We start from the raw sequence: 18,197 nt of genomic DNA, 5'->3' as shown, positions 1-18,197 counted from the left end.
TTCTCTTGGGAGGGTTTTTTGAGATGAGAAAATCAAGCAAGACGAGCCGCATCCTGCTCGGGGCGATGCTGGCCGCCGCGACGGCCGTCGGCGGAGCCGGACTCGCCGAGCTCGGCCCGCAGCCCGCCGCGGCCGCGGAAGCTGCGGAGACGGCGAATGCCGCCCCGTCCATCTACATCGCCCCGATCCACCAGGCCAAGTTCCTCGCTGGCGCGAAGTTCGATTTTCGCGTCGAGCTGAACGACTGGACGGGCGACGCCTCGACCGTCCGCATCACGATCAACGGCAAGAGCCCCGAAGCCGTCTTCGGCAAAAAGCTCGAGCTGACCTCCACCGCCAAGAGCCGCGAATTCACCGTCCGCGACGTCTCCTTCCCCAAGGCCGGCCCTGTCTCCGTCTCCGTCCAGGCCGGCAGCCTGAAGCGCACCGTGCAGTATGAAGTCGTGAATACGGAGCAGGCCGGCCGCAAGGCGAAAAACGTCATCCTGTTCGTCGGCGACGGCATGGCCCAGCCGAGCATCACGATCGCCCGCGTCATGTCCAAGGGACTGACCGAGGGCAAGTACAACGGCCTGCTTGAGCTGGACAAGCTGGAGCAGCGCGCCGTCGTGACGACGTCGGGCATGGACTCCCTCGTCACCGACTCCGCCAACAGCGCGAGCGCCTACAACACCGGCCATAAATCGGCGGTGAACGCGCTCGGCATCTACCCCGACAATACGGAGAACTCGCTCGACGATCCGAAGGTCGAGACGCTGGCCGAGATGCTCAAGCGCTCGCGCGGCATGTCCGTCGGCATCGTGACGACGTCCGAGATCGAGGACGCCACGCCGGCCGCGGTCGTCTCCCATACGCGCCGCCGCGCCGACAAGGCCGAGATCGCCGACATGATGCTGCAGCTGCAGCCGGAGGTCGTGATGGGCGGAGGCTCGGCGTACTTCCTGCCGAAGTCCGTGCCGGGCTCCAAGCGCAAGGACGAGAAGGACCTGATCGGCGGCTTTGAAAAGGCGGGCTATACGTTCGTCGAGAGCGCGGCCGGCCTGAAAAGCTCCGGCACGCCGGACAAGCTGCTCGGCCTGTTCCATACCGGCGACATGAATGTGTACTACGACCGCTCCACGGGCAACGCGGCGGCGCTCAAGTCGTTCACCGACCAGCCGACGCTCTGGGACATGACGAAAAAGGCGATCGACGTGCTGAAGAAGAACGACAACGGCTTCTTCCTCGTCGTCGAGGGCGCGAGCATCGACAAGCAGCTGCACACGATGGACTGGGAGCGCTCCGCCTACGACACGATCGAGATGGACAAGGCGATCGGCCTCGCCCGCGCTTATGCCGACGCCAGCGGCGACACGCTCGTCGTGGCGACGGCCGACCATGCCCACTCCACGAGCATCGCCGGCACGTACTGGGAAGGCGACGGCAAGACCGGCCGCGAGGCGGTGCGCACGTACGAGCAGTCGAAGTTCCCGACGTACGTCGATGCCGACAAGGACGGCTTCCCGGACTCGCCGGACGTGGACCGCAAGCTGGCCGTCGTCTTCGGCGCGACGCCGGACTACTATGAGGACTACAAGTTCAGCGCCGTGCCGCAGGCTCCGGCCGTGCTGTCGGGCGACGCCTACATCGCCAATCCCGGCACGCTCGCCGATCCGAAGGCCGAGGACAAGGACAAGTATCTGCACACCGGCACGCTGCCGAAGTCCGAGGGCACCGAGGTGCATTCGGCCGACGACGTTCCGCTGATGGCGCATGGTCCCGGAGCGGAGTACTTCAAGGGCACGCTCGACAATACCGACGTATTCTTCGGCATGGCCCAGGCGCTCGGGCTGCGCCTCGACGGCAGCAAGCTCGACGCCAAGCAGAACTGGATCGAGCTGGACGGGTTCCTGCGCTCGCTCGGCGGCAGCCGCACGTACGATGCCAAAACGGCCGTCTCGACCGTCAAGGCCGGCGGAACGACGCTCGTGCTCTATCACGGAAAAGGCATCGCCAAAAAGGGCAGCCAGACGGTTCCCCTGAAGTTCAAGACCGAGAACGGCAAATTGATCGTCTCCAGCGACTCGCTGCTGGCTTCCCTCAGCCGATGAGGAGCCGCAGCGCAGTGCTTGGCGCCTGCAGCCTCGTGCCGCGCCGCGCCTCCGCCATCGTGGCGGGGCTCGCGGCGGCCGGGCTGCTGCTGGGCGGCTGCGGAGCCCCGGCTCTCCCTCTAGAGGGAGAGCCGATGGCCGTTGCCGGGGCGCAGCCGGGCGCAGCCGGCGAGCCGCAGGCTGCGGCGGCGCAGAGCGGAGACGGCTCGCTCGCGGCGGGCGGCGAGGTGCGCGGCAGCGAGGCGCGCGGCGGCGCGAACGGCTCTGAGGCGGCAGCGGCGCCGGCAGCGGCCGGAGCGGCAGCGGCGAGCAGCGAAGCGGCTGGAGCGGGCGGCGAGGCGGCCGCGAGCGGCTCCTCCGCAGACGCTTCGCCGAATGGCGGAGCCTCGGCGCCGGGCGCCTCGGCGAAGCCGGCGGCCAGCGCTTCGCCGGACGCTCCGTCCGCCGCGAGCGCCGCTCCTGCGGGCACGGCGTCGAAGCCGTCGCCGCACGCCGCCGCGAGTGGCGCGCCGGCTGCCGCTCCCGCCTCGGCGGGAGCGGCTTCCGCTTCGCCCGCAGCCCCTTCCTCCGTCCCGTCTTTCGCTCCGTCGCAGGCTCCGGCCATGTCCGCCTCGCCGACTGCAAGCCCGCTGCGGACCGCTGCTCCTTCTCCTGCCGTCAAGCCAACGGTTCGGCAGAGCCTGGACGGCCCGGCGACGATCCGCTTCTCCGAGCTGTACGGCAAGGAGAGCGTGCGCGGCCTCGCCTTCTCCGACAAGCTCAAGGAGCTGGACGGCATGAAGGTGGAAATGACCGGCTACATGGCTCCTCCGCTGACGGCGACCGTCCGCTTTTTCGTCCTCACCCGCATCCCGCTGGCCGTCTGTCCGTTCTGCTCCTCGGATGCGGACTGGCCGTCGGACATCGTCGTCATCCAGCTGCCCGAGGGCAAGGAGCTGACTCCGACCGAGCATCAGGTGAAGGTGACCGGGACACTCAGCATCGGCTCGCAGACCGACGAGGAGACCGGCTTCGTCAGCCTAATCCGCATCGTCGCCGACAAGACGGAGGTGCTGTCATGACGCTGCTTCGCCTGGAGAATGTCGTCAAGCGCTACCGCGCTCCGGACGGAACGGAGCTGACCGTGCTGGAGGTGCCCTGGTGGGAGCTCGATCGAGGCGAGCGCGTGGCGCTCGTCGGTCCGAGCGGGTCCGGCAAGAGCACGCTGCTCCATCTGCTGTGCGGCATCGTCCGTCCGAGCTCCGGCTCGATCACGCTGCTCGGCGAGCGGCTGGAGACGATGAAGGAAAGCGCGCTCGACCGCCTGCGCGCCTCCCAGGTCGGCTATGTCCACCAAAGCTTTCAGCTGCTGCCCGGCTTCACCGCGCTGGAGAACGTGCTTGCCGCGGCCGCCTTCGGCAGCTCCCTGAGCAAGCGGCGGCAGCGCGAGCGCGCGGCCGAGCTGCTCGAGCGGGCCGGTCTCGGCGACCGCCTGGACCATCTGCCCCGCCAGCTCAGCCAGGGCCAGCAGCAGCGCGTCGCGATCGCCCGCGCGCTCGTCAACGAGCCGGCGCTGCTGCTGGCGGACGAGCCGACGGCGAGCCTCGATCCCGAGACGGCGGCCCGCGTCATGGAGCTGCTGATCGGCTCGGCCGCCGCTTCCGGAGCGGCGCTGCTGCTGTGCACGCACGATCCGGAGATGGCCGCGCGCATGGAGCGGTCCGTATCCATCAAGGAGCTGGCGGCGCGGCCCGCCGCCGTTCGGCTCGCCTGACGGACTCTGGTGCGCGGAGCCGCTGCAGACCGCGATCTGGCCCGCATGGAGCGTCTGGAGACCGCGCGCCGTTCGCTGCGCTCCGTCCTCGCCTGCGCGGTTCGCCGGAAGGACAGGACAGCGACATGCGGCCCCTTCCGGCCTCCACGCATCGCCTCATCCTTTCGACCGCATAAGGAGGTCCGATCGACATGTCCCTCTTCTCCATGGCCTGGCGCGGCCTGATGGCCCGCCGGGCGCAGACGCTGATTACCGCCGCCGTCGTCATGATCGGCCTGTCGGTGACGCTCGCCGTGCTCCTGCTCTCCAGCGGAGCGCGGCAAGGCATCGAGCGGGCGAGCGAGCCGTTCGGGCTGCTCATCGGCTCCAAGGGCAGCGCCAACCAGCTCGTATTCAATACGATTTTCCTCATGGACAAACCGCTGGCCAACCTGAGCTATGCCTACTACGAACGTCTCGCCGCCGATCCCGAGATTCGGACGGCCGTGCCGTTCGCGCTCGGCGACCAGTACCGGGGCCGCAGGCTCGTCGGCACGACGCCGGCCTTTTTCGGCCTGAGCGCCCGGCCGGCCGATCCGCCTTATTTCAAGCTGCGCGAGGGCCGGCTGTTCGACCAGCCGTTCGAGGCGGTCGTCGGCGCGGAAGTCGCCGCCCGCGACGGCTTGCGCATCGGCGACACGTTCGTGTCGGAGCATGGCGTCGCGGCATCGGCCGAACCGGACGAGCACGGCGAGCATCCGTATACGGTCGTCGGCATCCTGGAGCGGCTGCACGCCCCGTCCGATCAGGGCATCTACGTGAGCATGGAAAGCTATTGGCAAAGCCATGATCATGGCGCGGACGAGGCGGCGGCAGGCGGCGAGGCTCATGTGGTCGAGAATGCCGTTGGCGGCGGCGAGGCCCATGCGGACGAGTCGCCGGAAGACGAGGCGGCTCACGGCGTGACAGCGATCCTCGTCAAGCCGAACAGCTACATCGGCCTGATGAAGCTGTACCAGCAGACGAACGCCGGCGAGGAAGCGCAGGCCGTCCTGCCCGGCCAGACGCTCGCCATGCTGTTCGACATGATGGGCAGCGGGGAGCAGGCGCTGCGCGGCATCGGCTGGGTGCTGCTCGGCATGGCCGGCCTGACCGTATGCCTCTCGCTGTACAGCTCGGCGGTCGAGCGCAGGCGCAGCGTCGCTATCCTGCGCTCGCTCGGAGCCGGGCGGCGGCAGGTGATGGCCATCGTGCTGCTCGAATCCGCGCTCATGACCGGGCTCGGCTGCGCGCTCGGCGTGCTCGGCGCCTACGGGCTCGCTGCCGCGCTGGCCGGCTACGCCCGCTCTCACGTATCCATCGCTTTACCCTTGGGCTTCGACTGGTCCTCGATCGGCCTCGCGGCGCTCGTACTCGCCGCCGGCATCGTATCCGGCCTCGCTCCCGCCATCGGAGCTTACCGGACCGAGACGGCCCGCCACCTGAGTCCATCCTGACCGCCAAGCGAAAGCCCGCGAGCAAGGGCGTTTTTGTCCTTGCTCGCGGGCTTTCGCACGGGCTGGCGCTCCGGCCGCTGCCAGCTCGGACCTGCTGCTCCGCCAATGCCCGCCACCGTCGTCCTGGCGCGGGCTTTTCGGCCGCATTGCAGCGGCTTTTCGTCTCGGAGCCTTGCGGCCGCTTCCTTTCCCTTCCGCTGACAACGCTCGTCCCCCCGTGCTACACTGGACGGACGATCACGACAGCAGGGAGAGAAGCGAATTGAAGCTCGTATCATGGAACGTCAACGGCCTGCGAGCCTGCGTGAAAAAAGGCTTCGCCGACTACTTCGAGGCGATGGACGCCGACGTCTTCTGCGTGCAGGAGACGAAGCTGCAAGAGGGGCAGATCGAGCTGGAGCACGGCGAGGGCTACCATCTGTTCTGGAATTATGCCGCGCGCAAGGGCTACTCCGGCACGGCGGTCTGGACGCGCAAGCTGCCGCTGTCCGTGCGGTACGGGCTGGAGGACGACTTCGAGGAGGAAGGACGCATCCTGACGCTGGAGTTCGACGGCTGGTACCTCGTCAACGTCTACACGCCCAACTCGCGGCGCGATCTGTCGCGGCTGCCCTACCGGCTGGAATGGGAAGCCCGCATGCTGGCATATCTCAAAGGACTGGACGCCGTCAAGCCGGTCATCCTGTGCGGCGATCTGAACGTCGCCCACCAGGACATCGACCTCAAGAACGCCAAGCCGAACCGCGGCAACTCGGGCTTCACCGACGAGGAGCGGGGCTGCACGAGCGCCTTGCTGGAGAGCGGCTTCACGGACACGTTCCGCCATCTGCATCCGGACCGGACGGACGCCTATACCTGGTGGTCGTTCATGCCCAAGGTGCGGGAGCGGAACATCGGCTGGCGCATCGACTATTTCCTCGTATCGGACCGGCTGCGCCCGCTGCTCGCCGCTGCGGAGATCGACAGCGCGGTGCTCGGCAGCGACCATTGCCCGGTCGTGCTGGAGCTGACGGAGGAGCCGGCCGCAGGTTGAGGCTGAGCCATGAGCGATCGGATGGCTCCGGAGACGGAGCCTTGCGGCCGCGGCCGGCCGCTGGGCGCCGCTCTACCCGAGCTGCTCGGTTTTTCCGCGCAACTCCGTCCGTTCGGCCTTCCCCTCACCCGAGCTGCTCGGTTTTTCCGCGCAACTCCGACCGTTCCGCCTTCCACTATCCCGACTTGCTCGGTTTTTCCGCGCAACTCCGACCGTTCCGCCTTCCCCTCACCCGACTTGCTCGGTTTTTCCGCGCAACTCCGACCGTTCCGCCTTCCACTATCCCGACTTGCTCGGTTTTTCCGCGCAACTCCGTCCGTTCGGCCTTCCCCTCTCCCGACTTGCTCGGTTTTCCGGCCTGCTCGGCGCCATGCGAAAAGGACCGGCCTCTCCGCCATTCAGCGGAAGGGCCGGTCCTTTTCAGGCCGGGCTCGCAGCTCTCCGTAACTTTAGAGGAGATGCCGCGGAGAGGACGAGCCGTTCGCTCCATGCTTGGAGTCCGTCGCCGTGGCGGAATCCGCCGAGTCGGCTGCGCCTGCAGCGTCGGCGCCGTCCGTTGAAGCCGAGCCATCCGCCGGCTCATCGCCTGCTTCGGCGTCGGCCGGATCGGCGCCGGCCTCCGCGTCAACCGGCCGCTCGGGACGCGGAGGGCGCGGCTTGACCGGCTTGGCGGCCTCGACGTCGTAGTAGGCCTTCAGCTCGGCGGCTTTTTTGACGTTGTCCATGTCCACCTTCGCCTTCGCCAGCTTATCGGCCACCAGCTCCCACGTCGGGGCGGTCTTCTGGACGACGAGGCCGCGAATGGCGTTTTTGACCATGCGGCGCTCCTTGGCGTTGGAATAGGTGTCCTTGTAGCGGCGGACGTCGCTCTCCGGCAGGATCTCGGGGAAGACGCGGCGGAAAATCTCCGCCGTCATGCGCGCGTCGTCGAGCGCTCGGTGCGCCGAGCCCTCGGCCGGAATGCCCAGCTCCTCGAGCGCCTTTTCCACGCTGACGTCGTTGGTCAGTCCGCGCGTGCGCAGATAGATCTTGAGCAGATCGTAGTAGTCCGCCTGGAGCCAGTATGCGTCGTCGAGCTTGTGCATCCTCGTGTCGAGCACGATCCGCTTCAGGTCCTCGCCGCCCCAGGTGACGAACGTGCAGGCCTCGCTGCGGTCCAGCCAGTGCAGGAACGCCCGGATGACGGGCACGAAGCCCTTGGCCGCGTCGATGTCCTCCTGGGGGATGCCGGTCTTCTCGCGGATGAAGCTGTTGAGCTTGGCAAAATAAACCGGGCGGATCAAGGAGCTGAATTCGTCGACCTGACGGAGCGAGCTGTCGAGCCGCACCGCCCCGATCTCGATGACCTCCATCGGCTTGTCGCTCGCGAACTTTCTCCCGTTGAACTCGATATCGAGAATGATGTAATCCATCGTAACCCTCCAACAATTAGGTTCCTCCATCATACACGAAAGCGGTACCCGAATGACAGCGGCGGACGCCGCAGACGCTTGCGCGGACGGCCGGACCGGCGACGGCGTCCGCAGGCGCCGCCCGCTGAGTAGGCTTGCCGGGCGGGACGATCTGCTTTACACTAGACTGATAACGATTCTCAATGAAAAGGAGAGACCGCCATGATCCGCTCCACCCTGCCGTCCGATCCGCCGCGCGCCGCGCTGCCGCCGATCGACATCGGAGCCTGGACGATCCGGCTGCGGGACGCGGCCGTGCTGCAGGTCGGGCCCGACCTCCCGGGGCTGACGCAGCAGCTGCTCCGTCAGCCCGCGCTGCTCGTGCTGCTCAGCGGCGAGATCCGGCTGGAGCGGGGCGCCGACTCCAGCCGGATGGGCAGCGGCATCGTGTACCTGTGCCCGCCGGAGAGCACGTTCGCGCTCGCCGCCGACGGCGACAGCCGCGGTTCGGCGGCGCTGCTGCGGATCGAGCTGCATGAGCCGGACGCGGCCGTTCCGGGACAGCTGCGTCCGGTCGATGCCGCGACGGTCGCCGCCGCGATGCCGCGCGAGGTGCGGCTGCCCGCCGCGGCCCAGCTCCAGGATCGCTGCCGCGCGATCTGCGCCGGATTCGGCGGGGAGCGGCCGCTCGGCCGCTTGCGCGCGCAAGCCGACGCGCTCCAGCTGCTGCTGGAGGCGCTCGAGGAGTCCGATCCGGCGGCGGACGAGCCGCTTGAGCCGGTGCGGGCCTACATGGAGGAGCATATGCGCGAGCCGCTGTCGCTGGAGCTGCTCGCCGAGCTGGCCGGCTGCAGCCCGAAGCATTTTGCCGCGCGCTTCAAGAAGGCATACGGCAGCACGCCTCATGAGCATCTGACCCAGCTGCGCCTGGCCAAGGCGAAGCAGCTCATGCTCCGCTCGGAGAGCCGGCTGAAGGATGTCGCCCATGCGGTCGGCTACGAGGACGAGTTCTATTTCAGCCGCTTGTTCAAAAAAGCGCACGGCGTCTCCCCCACCCGCTACATGGAGCAGCGGCGGCAGCGGATCGCGGCCTACGGCAACGCGTCGGCGCTCGGCTATCTGCTGCCGCTCGGCGCGCTGCCGCATGCGGCGCCGATGCATCCAAAATGGATGCGCTACTACCTCGAGCGCTGGGGAACCGACGTGCCGCAGCATCTGAGCTACGGCTTGACGGAGCCGCAGGTGCAGGAGGACCTGGAGCAGCTGGAGCGCCTGCAGCCGGAGCTGACCGTATGCTCGTGCGAGCTGGAAGAGGACGTGCTGCGGCGACTCGCGGCGATCGGGCCGATCGCCCGGCTGCCGGAGGAGCAGCCGGACAGCTGGAGAGGCGGCCTGGCCGACATCGGCCGGCGGCTCGGGCTCGAGGCCGAAGCGGAGCGCTGGACCGCCGCCTTTGACCGGCGCATCATGGCGGCGCGCTCGGCGATCGAGGGAGGCCCGGCGCCTTCCGTGCTGCTCGCGCGCGTGCTGAAGGGCCGGCTGTATCCGCATGGCTCCGAGGGGCTGATGGACTTCGTGCATCGGGAGCTCGGCGTGCGGCGTCCGGCCGCGTCCTGGGAGCATCGCGACGGCGGGACGCCGCTGCCGCTGGAGCGGCTGCGCGATTCCGACATCGACCAGATCTGGCTGCTCGTCTGCCAGGAGTCGGAGACGCTGGAGCATTGGGGGCGGTTCAGCCAGTCCCCGGACTGGCTCGGACTGCCCGCCGTCCGTTCCGGCGGACTGCGGATGCTGGCCTCGAGCCCTTGGCGCGAGTATTCGCCGATCGCGCTCGACCGCATCCGCGAGGAGACGCTCGCCCTGCTTGGCCGCCAGACGTAGGCCGGCAGCCGCCGGCGCCGCCATTTCCGCCTCTCCAAGGCCGTCCGCTCCGCCGTCTTCGCTTCTCCGAGGCCGTCCGCTCCGCCGTTTTCCGCTCTGCCAAGCGCTTTCGGAGCATTCCGTTCCCGATTGTCCATGCTTTTTCGTCCCTTTGTCTATGGAGGCGAGGAAGACGATCTTTTAAGATAATGAAAGTGAAATTGAGAATCATTATCATAGAAGGTCCATTTCGAAGGGAGTCTGGTTTCACCATGAAAAAAGTTCTGCTCGCCGCCCTGCTGCTGCTTGCGATCGGAGCGCTCGCCGCCTGCGGCAGCTCCGAATCCAATACCGGAGGCTCCGCCTCCAGCCCGTCCCCGTCGGCCGCACCGTCGGCCTCGCCGTCCGCCGAGCCGAGCGCTTCTCCCGAAGCCTCCGGCACGAAAACCGTCACCTACCTCGGCGAGTCGTACGAGCTGCCCGCCTCCACCGAGCGCATCGTCATCACCGGCGCCGTCGAGGCGATGGAGGACTCCATCCTGCTCGACCTGCACCCGGTCGGCGCGATCAGCTTTTCCGGCGCCTTCCCTCCGCTGTTCGCCTCCATCACGGACAAGGCCGAAGCGGTCGGAGAGAAGACGGAGCCGAACTTCGAGAAGATCCTGTCGCTCAAGCCGGACGTCATCCTCGCCTCGACGAAGTTCGATCCGGCCGTCGTCGAGAAGCTGAAGCAGATCGCCACGGTCATCCCGTACTCCCATGTCTCGACCCACTGGGAGGACAACCTCAAGCTGCTCGGCGAGCTGAGCGGCAAGCAGGCGGAAGCGGCCGCCCAGGCCGACGCCTTCAAGGCCGACCTCGAGGCCGCCAAGACGAAGCTCGGCGACAAGCTGAGCGGCCAGAGCGCCGCCATCGTCCGCATCCGCCAAGGCGAAGTGTACGTCTACGGCAAGGATCTGTTCTTCAACCCGGTGCTGTACGACGACCTCGGCTTCCAGCTGCCGGAGGCGATCGCCGCGGCGAAGAAGCAGGAGGTGCTGTCGATCGAGAAGCTGGCCGAGATGAATCCCGACGTGCTGTTCGTGCAGTTCTCCGAGGACGAGAACGGCAAGGCGACGACGGCTCTCGACGAGCTGCAGAAGAACCCGATCTTCCAAAGCCTCGACGCCGTGAAAAACGGCAGCATGCACGTCAACCTCGTGGACCCGCTGGCCCAGGGCGGCACCGCCTACAGCAAAGTCCAGTTCCTCAAGGCCTTCCTGGAAAAGGCCGGCTCCTGACCTGCCCATGAAGCGTTCCCGAATGCTGCCGGCGGCCATCCTCCTGATGGCTCCGGCAGCTGCTTTGCTTCTTGTCGTCTTCTCGGCGCTGTACGGGGCCAAATCGATCGGCGCGGCAGATGTGTGGGCCGCAGTGACGCGCTTCGATCCCGGCAACGTGGACCATCAGATCATCCGCCACTCGCGGCTGCCGCGCGGCCTCGGGGCGCTGCTCGTCGGCGCCTTCCTCGCCGTCTCCGGCGCGCTCATGCAGGGCATCACGCGCAATCCGCTCGCCTCCCCCTCGCTGCTGGGCGTGGCGGACGGCTCCGTGCTCGCCGTGACGATGGCGATGGTGTTCCTTCCCGATCTGAGCGGGACCGGCCTCGTTTTCGTCTCGATGGCGGGCTCCGCGCTCGGGGCGGCGATCGTGTTCGGCATCGCCTCGCTCGTGCCCGGCGGCAGCTCCCCGGTGAAGCTGGCCATCCTCGGCGCGCTGGCCGGCATGTTCCTCGGCGGCGTCGCCGACGCCCTCGCCATGTATTTCCGCATCCCGCAAAAGATCAGCTTCTGGTACAACGCGCGGCTGCATCAGATGGACCCCGAGCTCGTGCAGCTGGCGCTGCCGTTCGCCGTCGTCGGCCTCGCGCTGGCGCTGCTGCTCGCGCGTCCCGTATCGGCGCTCGCCCTCGGCGAGGAGACCGGCGCCAGCCTCGGCCAGAACGTGCGCCGGGTCAAGCTGCTCTCCATGCTCGCCGTCGTGCTGCTCACCGGCACGGCGGTCGCGATCGCCGGCAAGATCGCCTTCATCGGCCTCATCATCCCGCATATCGCGCGCTTCATCGGCGGCAGCGACTACCGCTGGATCATCCCGCTGTCGGCCGTGCTCGGAGCGCTGTTCCTGACGTTCTGCGACCTGCTCTCGCGCTTCATGAACGCGCCGTTCGAGACGCCGATCGGCATCGTCACCGCGCTGTTCGGCGTGCCGTTCTTCCTCTATCTGATCCGGCGAAAGGGGGCGTCCAGCCATGCCTGAGTCCAGCCAGCGGCATCCAGACGAAGGCAACTCCGGCGGCGAGCGCGGCCGCCGGACAGCCTCGCCCCCGCTTGCGGCTGAGCCCGCAGCCGGGTCCGGCTCGCGCCGCGCCTTTGGGCTCGCCCTCGCCGGAGCGGCCGCCGCGATCATGCTGATCGCCCTGCTCGGCGTGACGACGGGCGAGTTCGCGCTGTCCGTGCCGGATGCGCTGCGCACGCTGCTCGGCGGCGCGGCCGATGCCGACGAGCGGCTCGTCGTATTCGGCTTCCGCCTGCCGCGCATCGTGCTCGCCGCGCTCGTCGGCGTGTCGCTCGGAGCGGCCGGAGCCGCCATGCAAAGCCTGACGCGCAACGGACTCGCCGATCCCGGCATCCTCGGCATCAACGCCGGAGCCAGCCTCGCCGTCGTGCTGTTCATGCTCGCGCTGCGGGACATCGTCCAGCTGGAGGGCCTCGCCGCCGTCATGACGATGCCGCTGTACGGCACGGCCGGCGGACTCGCCGCCGGCGCGATCATCTTCGCCCTGGCCCGCTCGCGCGGCAGCCTCGATCCGCAGAAGCTGCTGCTCGTCGGCATCGCCGTCACCTCCGGCTTCGGCGCGGCGACGCTCTACATCTCGCTCAAGATGAACCCGCAGGACTTCGAGCGGGCGGCCGTCTGGCTGTCCGGCAGCCTCAACTCGGCCAACTGGCTGTATGTGCTCGCCGTGCTGCCGTGGGTGCTGCTCCTGCTGCCGGCGCTGTGGGCCAAATCCCGCATGCTCGACCTGATGCGCCTGAGCGACGACACGCTGAGCGGACTCGGCGTCGCCCTGAAGCGGGAGCGCCGCACGCTGCTGCTGCTGAGCGCCGGCCTCGTCGCGGCCAGCGTCGCGGTGAGCGGCAGCATCGGCTTCGTCGGCCTGATCGCGCCGCATATGGCGGCGCGCCTGGCAGGCCTGTCGCATCGGCGCCTCCTGCCGCTGAGCGCCTTGCTCGGCGCGGCGCTCGTCATGGCCGGCGACTATGCCGGCCGCACCGCCTTCTCGCCCTCGGAGCTGCCTGCGGGCATCGTCATCTCGATCATCGGAGCGCCTTATTTCGTCTGGCTGCTGATCCGCCAGAAGACGGCGCGCTAAAAAGGAGACCGTCCATGAAATTCGAATCGATTCCCGCCGGCGGCCGCATGCTGTCCGTCTACCTGCCGCCGTCCTACGCCAGCGGCGGCAGCCGGCGGTATCCCGTCCTCTACGTGCAGGACGACGCCGAGCTGATGGAGCATAGCGTCAACTTCATCGACTCGCTCTACGCCTCCGGCGAGCTGCCGGAGCTGATCGTCGCCGGCGTGCCGTCCGCATGCCGCAACGACGACTACACGCCATGGCCGGCGGAGGCCGTCGCTCCCGGCCGGCCCGGCTTCGGCGGCGCGGGGCGCGCCTACGTCGACGAGCTCGCGGGCCGCATCAAGCCCGCGCTCGACGCGCAGCTGCGCACGATGCCGGAGCCGGAGCATACCGGCATCGGCGGCGGCTCGCTGGGCGGGCTGATTGCCCTGCTTGCCGCTTACTGGCGGCCCGACGCCTTCGGCGCGGCCGCCGCGATCTCCCCCTCGCTCTGGTACGAGGGGGCGCTCGACTACATCCGGCGCGAGCCTGCGCCGGATGCGAGGCTGCGGCTGTACCTGTCGGTCGGCACCGCCGAGGGCAGCCTCAAGACGAACCGCCAGCGCGGCATGGCCGCCTCCGTGCCGGAGGCGGCCCGCATCCTGCTGGCGAAGGGCTTCCCGGCGCAGCGGCTGCGCCTGGAGCTGGAGCCGGGCGGCACGCATGATGCCATGTTCATGGCGCTGCGCTTCCCGGCCGCGCTCCGCTTCCTGTTCGGCGGCGGAGCGGCGGAGCCGGGCGGTCCGGTACGGCACGCCGAGGCGGAAGCGGCGGAGCCAGGCGGTCCGGCACGGCACGCCGAGGCGGAAGCGGCGGAGCCAGGCGGTCCGGCACGGCACGCCGAGGCGGAAGCGGCGGAGCCAGCCGGTCCGGCACGGCACGCCGAGGCGGAAGCGGCTGCATCCCGCGCCGCGCTGGCCGGATCGGCCGCTGCAGCTCAGAGCGCCTCGGCCATCGCCGCCGCATCCGATCTTCCGGCAGCGGCCTCGCAGACGGACGGGCAGACGACAGCGCAGACGACAGCGCAGACGGCCGCGCTGCCGTCCCGCTACTCCGTGCCGGGCACGGAATGCTTCCCTCTGACGAGCCGAGCCGGCCTGGAGTACCGCATTTTCGTGCATGTGCCGGTCAAGCCCGCCCCTCCCTCCGGGTATCCGCTGCTGTGCGCCGTCGACGGCAACTCCGTCTTTGGCTCGCTCGCGGAGGCGATGCGGCTGCAGACCCGCCATCCGAAAGGGCTGCCGCCCGGCATCGTCGTCGGCATCGGGTATCCGACCGACGAGCCGTTCGCGACCGAGCGGCGCTTCGTCGATCTGACGACTCCCGCCGAGATGGAGGGGCTTCGCCCCGACGGCTCGTCCTGGCCCGCGAACGGCGGAGCCGAGGCGTTCCTCGACTTCCTGCAGGCGGAGCTGCTGCCGGAGCTGGAGCGGCGCTATCCGATTGATCCGCGGCGCCGGACGCTGTCCGGCCACTCGCTCGGCGGCTTTTTCTCGCTCTATGCGCTCATCCGCCGTCCGGGGCTGTTCCGTTCGCATGTCGCCGGCAGCCCGTCGCTCTGGTGGAACGAGCGCATGCTGCTGAAGCTGCTCCCCGAGCTGGAGGCCCGCCTGCAGTCGGGCGGCTCGGCGGCGCTGATGCTCGCCATCGGCGGCGAGGAGAAGGGCTCGATGCTGCAGGACACGCGCGAGCTGCGGCGGCGCCTGCTGCCTCTGGCCGAGTCCGGCCGCCTGCGGCTGACTTACGCGGAGTTCGAGGACGAAGGCCATGTGAGCGTGCTGCATCCGCTCCTCAGTCCGATGCTGCGCTTCGCTTTCTTGGACAAATGAGCCGCAGAGGCCAGCCGGCAGCTGCCGGCTGGCCTCTCCTTCGCTTCGCCGGCCAGTTCCGCCCCTCGCCTGCCGCCATTCGTCTCCCGACTGCCCGTCCCGCTTATGCCGCCGTCCGGCTTGCATGACAAGCGGCTTTTCCTGTGCGCGAAGGGCTGCTGACGACGAATCAGATCGTTAGAAGCCCCGAATGGGGCAGCTCCAACATCTAACGACGCGTGAGGAGCTTAGCCTTGCAAAACGGCCGAAAAACCGTGCGGAAAGAGGCTAAAGGCTGTTCTAAGCCTCTGACACGTCGTTAGATTTTGGGAGACGCGAAAAAAGCGGTTCTAAGCGTCTGAGGAGTCGTTAGCATCGGATGGAGGGGCAGACGTCTCGCGGAACAGCAGGAAAACGGCTTCTGCAGAAGCCGTGAACCGACCCGGGGAGGATCGAGAACGGGCTGGAGAGCCGTCGACTGGCCATTCCCGACAAAGGCTTCCCACAGGTTGACCATGGACAGAGCACTAGCAGCCTATCCGCTCTAATCCTAGGCATTCGTAGAAAGCTTCTCTGGCTGCGGCGCTTCCTAGTGCCATTTTCACCACTAGCGAGCGCGCTTCCCTGGCCTCCACAGATGAAGAGTCGACGATGTACTAGAGCCTAGGAATTTTCCCTTCTTTCGCTCTCCAGCCCCATTCTCCGCACGTTGCACGCCTTCAAGGGACCCTTTCCGCCTCTACGTTCTCGTTCTTCGTCGGACAATCCTGTCCATGCAACTGGGGCAATGGCGTGCATACCCAAGCGCATCCATTCTGTCTAAAATGAATTGAGAATGATTTTCAATTAATGCTTTCGCTGCAAATGGGGGATGTCTTTGCTTCAAACACGGCTTCAACAAATAAGGCGGCTTCGAGGAGCCAGCGCTGCCGTCGTCAAAGGCGCTTCCGCTCGTAACGGCGCTTTCGTCCGCAAAGGCGCTTTCGCTCGCAATGCCACCTCCGCTGTCAAAGGCGCGATCGCTCGCAATGCCACTTCCGCTGTCAAAGGCGCTTTCGCTCGCAAAGGCGCTTTTGCCGCGCTGCTCGCGATCGCGCTGCTGCTCGGCGGCTGCGCGGCGGGCGCAGGTACGCCGTCCGGCTCCGGCAGAGCGGAGGGCGGCGAAGCTGCCGCTGCCGAGGCGGCCAAGGCCGCTGCCGCTGCCGAAGCGGACGGAGCCGGCCCGGACGCGGCGGGCTGGGCCGGCATCGAGCCGCTGCCGGCCGCCGACGCCGCCGAGGGGCTGCAGCTCAGCCGCGACGCGGTCAAGCAGCTTAAGCAGGCGGCCGAAGCCGGCGACGAGGCGGCATGGCGCGAGCTGGCCGTCCGCCTCGCCGGACTTTGGCTGACGCTCGAGCCCGACTTGAAGAAGCTGGACGAGGCCAAGGCCGAAGCGGCCCAAGCCGACATCGGCCGGCTGCTCCAGCCGGATCCGGCGGCGCCGGAAAGCCCCGTCGACGTGTCGTACCGCCTCTATCAGACGTACCGCGACCTGCAGGAGAAGCTGCAGGGACCGGCGGCTTAAGCCGGTCTTGTGCAGCGCGCCCTCTCCGGCTCTCGCTCCGGAGCCGGACCCTAGCCCAGGCGCAAGCGCCTAAGCCTTCAGCAGGGCCTTTGCCCCGCGTTCGTCCCGTGCTTGCCCCGCGCTCGCCACGCGCCTGCGCCACGCTCGCCACACGCTTGCGTACGCTCGCCACGCGCTTGCGCCACGCTCGCCACACGCTTGTGTGTACGATCGCCACGCACTTGCGGGACGCTCGTTCCACGCCTGCGCAACGGCTTCGCCGAGTCCGCATCTGCGCTTCGCCCGGATGCTGCTCTGCCGCCCATTCTCAAGCACCGCCCATTCCACTCGCAGAAAGGTGATCTCCTACCCATGACTCTCGCTCGCAACCGATTCCTCGCCCTCCTCCTGAGCCTCGCTCTCGCGCTCGGGCTGCTCCCGGCCGCAGCCGCCGCAGCGGCTCCAGTCGTCGCGGTCAAGATCAACGGCAGCGCCGCCAGCTTCGGCTCCGTCAAGCCGTCGATCATCGACGGACGCGTCTATTTGCCCGCCGCCGCTTTTGCCGTCAAGCTGAACGCGACGTACCAGGTCGACGCCAAGACGAAGAAGTGGATCGTCAAGCGCGGCACGCGCACGCTCGGCTTCACCCCCGGCAGCGTCAAGGCGACGCTGAACGGCAAAGCCTACACGCTGGCCGCCGTGCCGGTGACGAAGGGCAAGGACGTGCTCGTGCCAGCCGCTTCCCTGTCCGACGCGCTCGGCGTCTGGACGTCGTGGAACGGCTCCGCCAAGACGCTGTCCGTCCTGACGCAGAAGACCGTCAAGCACGCCATGGGCTCCACGACGCTGAAAAGCGTGCCGCAGCGCGTCGTCGTCCTGTTCAACGGCATGGTCGACACGAGCGTCCTGCTCGGCGTGAAGCCGGTCGGCGCCGTCGAGTCGTACCTGCAGCAGCCTTTCTACGAGTACCTGCGTCCAAGCCTGATCGGCGTAAAAGACCTCGGCGACGAGACGCAGCCCAACCTCGAGGCGATCGCCGCCCTCAAGCCGGACCTCATCATCGGCTCCAAGCTGCGCCACGAGAAGATCGACGGCCAGCTGAACAAGATCGCGCCGACCGTCATGACCGAGGATGTCTTCAGCTGGCAGGACAACCTGAAGTTCGCCGCCGACGTGCTGAACAAGCAGGCCAAGGCCGACGCCTTCCTCGCCAAGTGGGCCTCCCGCACCGCCGACTTCAAGAAGCGGATGGGCGCCGACATCGGCAGCACCGAAGTGACCGTCATGCGCATCAACTACAACGGCACGGCGCGCTTCTACCTGGAAGGCTTCGCCTCCAACATCCTGCGCGACCTCGGCTTCAAATTCCCGAAAGCCCAGACCGACGTGACGAAGGACATCTTCAACATTCCGTCCAAGGAGCAGACGCCGCTGCTCGACGCCGACTACATCTTCGACTTCACGGTCGATTGGGACGGAGACGGCGCGATCTACAAGACGCAGAAGGAATGGATCGACAACGCGCTCTGGTCGAACCTGCGCGCCGTCAAGAACAAGAAGTACTACAAGGTCAACGCCGTCAACTGGAACCTCTCCGGCGGTCCGCTCGCGGCCGACAAGATGCTCGACGACCTGTACTTCTACTTCAACATCGACTAGCCTAGCCTCCGGATCAAAAAAAGCCCCGCTTGCCGCGAGCCCGTCCGAAATCGGGCATCGCGGCAAACCGGAGCCCAATGCCGTCCCGCCTCGCGCCGATTCGCGCGGGGCGGGATTTTCCGCGCCATGCGGACGCCGCCCGGACCGAT

The 18,197-nt window shown here is 67.9% G+C and carries 13 protein-coding genes; 12 read left to right on the top strand and 1 reads right to left on the bottom strand.

What is annotated here, in order from left to right; translation table 11 throughout:
* Positions 1-23 precede the first annotated feature (23 nt).
* The 5 genes from NYE40_RS01120 (at position 24) to NYE40_RS01100 (ending at position 6,351) form a co-directional block, all read left to right on the top strand.
* Positions 24-2,090: an alkaline phosphatase gene (locus NYE40_RS01120; RefSeq protein WP_101808334.1), complete on the top strand. Its 2,067-nt coding sequence runs from the start codon at positions 24-26 to the stop codon at positions 2,088-2,090.
* 14 nt (positions 2,091-2,104) lie between these two features.
* Positions 2,105-3,151 carry a hypothetical protein gene (locus NYE40_RS01115; protein ID WP_101808333.1) on the top strand — a complete coding sequence of 349 codons (1,047 nt, stop codon included), beginning with the start codon at positions 2,105-2,107 and terminating at the stop codon, positions 3,149-3,151.
* On the top strand, positions 3,148-3,843 hold the full coding sequence (locus tag NYE40_RS01110) for an ABC transporter ATP-binding protein (protein ID WP_174817718.1): 696 nt from the start codon (positions 3,148-3,150) through the stop codon (positions 3,841-3,843). The genes NYE40_RS01115 and NYE40_RS01110 overlap by 4 nt, the downstream gene beginning before the upstream one ends.
* A 191-nt stretch (positions 3,844-4,034) precedes the next feature.
* On the top strand, positions 4,035-5,318 hold the full coding sequence (locus tag NYE40_RS01105) for an ABC transporter permease (RefSeq protein WP_028600658.1): 1,284 nt from the start codon (positions 4,035-4,037) through the stop codon (positions 5,316-5,318).
* A gap of 262 nt (positions 5,319-5,580) precedes the next feature.
* Positions 5,581-6,351: an exodeoxyribonuclease III gene (locus tag NYE40_RS01100; protein ID WP_028600659.1), complete on the top strand. Its 771-nt coding sequence runs from the start codon at positions 5,581-5,583 to the stop codon at positions 6,349-6,351.
* 449 nt (positions 6,352-6,800) lie between these two features.
* On the opposite strand, the gene NYE40_RS01095 is transcribed toward NYE40_RS01100, so the two are convergent.
* Positions 6,801-7,763, bottom strand: coding sequence for a 3'-5' exonuclease (locus NYE40_RS01095; RefSeq protein WP_084137595.1), 963 nt, complete (start codon positions 7,761-7,763; stop codon positions 6,801-6,803).
* Positions 7,764-7,964: 201 nt separating this feature from the next.
* Between NYE40_RS01095 and NYE40_RS01090 the strand changes: the two genes are divergently transcribed.
* From NYE40_RS01090 to NYE40_RS01060, 7 genes are all read left to right on the top strand, one after another.
* Positions 7,965-9,623, top strand: coding sequence for an AraC family transcriptional regulator (locus NYE40_RS01090; protein ID WP_153782558.1), 1,659 nt, complete (start codon positions 7,965-7,967; stop codon positions 9,621-9,623).
* Positions 9,624-9,874: 251 nt separating this feature from the next.
* Positions 9,875-10,882 carry an ABC transporter substrate-binding protein gene (locus tag NYE40_RS01085; protein ID WP_028600661.1) on the top strand — a complete coding sequence of 336 codons (1,008 nt, stop codon included), beginning with the start codon at positions 9,875-9,877 and terminating at the stop codon, positions 10,880-10,882.
* Between the two features lie 7 nt (positions 10,883-10,889).
* Positions 10,890-11,897 (top strand): iron ABC transporter permease, encoded by a 1,008-nt coding sequence (locus tag NYE40_RS01080; RefSeq protein ID WP_153782557.1) that lies wholly within the window; start codon positions 10,890-10,892, stop codon positions 11,895-11,897.
* Positions 11,890-13,014 carry an iron ABC transporter permease gene (locus NYE40_RS01075; RefSeq protein ID WP_084137596.1) on the top strand — a complete coding sequence of 375 codons (1,125 nt, stop codon included), beginning with the start codon at positions 11,890-11,892 and terminating at the stop codon, positions 13,012-13,014. The genes NYE40_RS01080 and NYE40_RS01075 overlap by 8 nt, the downstream gene beginning before the upstream one ends.
* A 14-nt stretch (positions 13,015-13,028) precedes the next feature.
* Positions 13,029-14,867, top strand: a complete 1,839-nt coding sequence (locus NYE40_RS01070) for an alpha/beta hydrolase-fold protein (protein WP_101808331.1) — start codon at positions 13,029-13,031, stop codon at positions 14,865-14,867.
* 856 nt (positions 14,868-15,723) lie between these two features.
* Positions 15,724-16,410 (top strand): hypothetical protein, encoded by a 687-nt coding sequence (locus NYE40_RS01065; protein WP_339279196.1) that lies wholly within the window; start codon positions 15,724-15,726, stop codon positions 16,408-16,410.
* A 351-nt stretch (positions 16,411-16,761) separates the two neighbouring features.
* Positions 16,762-18,048, top strand: coding sequence for an ABC transporter substrate-binding protein (locus NYE40_RS01060; protein ID WP_052333644.1), 1,287 nt, complete (start codon positions 16,762-16,764; stop codon positions 18,046-18,048).
* Positions 18,049-18,197: the final 149 nt, after the last annotated feature.

The sequence above is a fragment of the Paenibacillus sp. FSL W8-1187 genome, assembly GCF_037965485.1.
GTDB classification, from domain to species: Bacteria; Bacillota; Bacilli; order Paenibacillales; family Paenibacillaceae; genus Paenibacillus_O; species Paenibacillus_O pasadenensis.
Note: the sequence above shows the minus strand (reverse complement) of the source record. Positions and strands in the feature narration are given on the sequence as shown.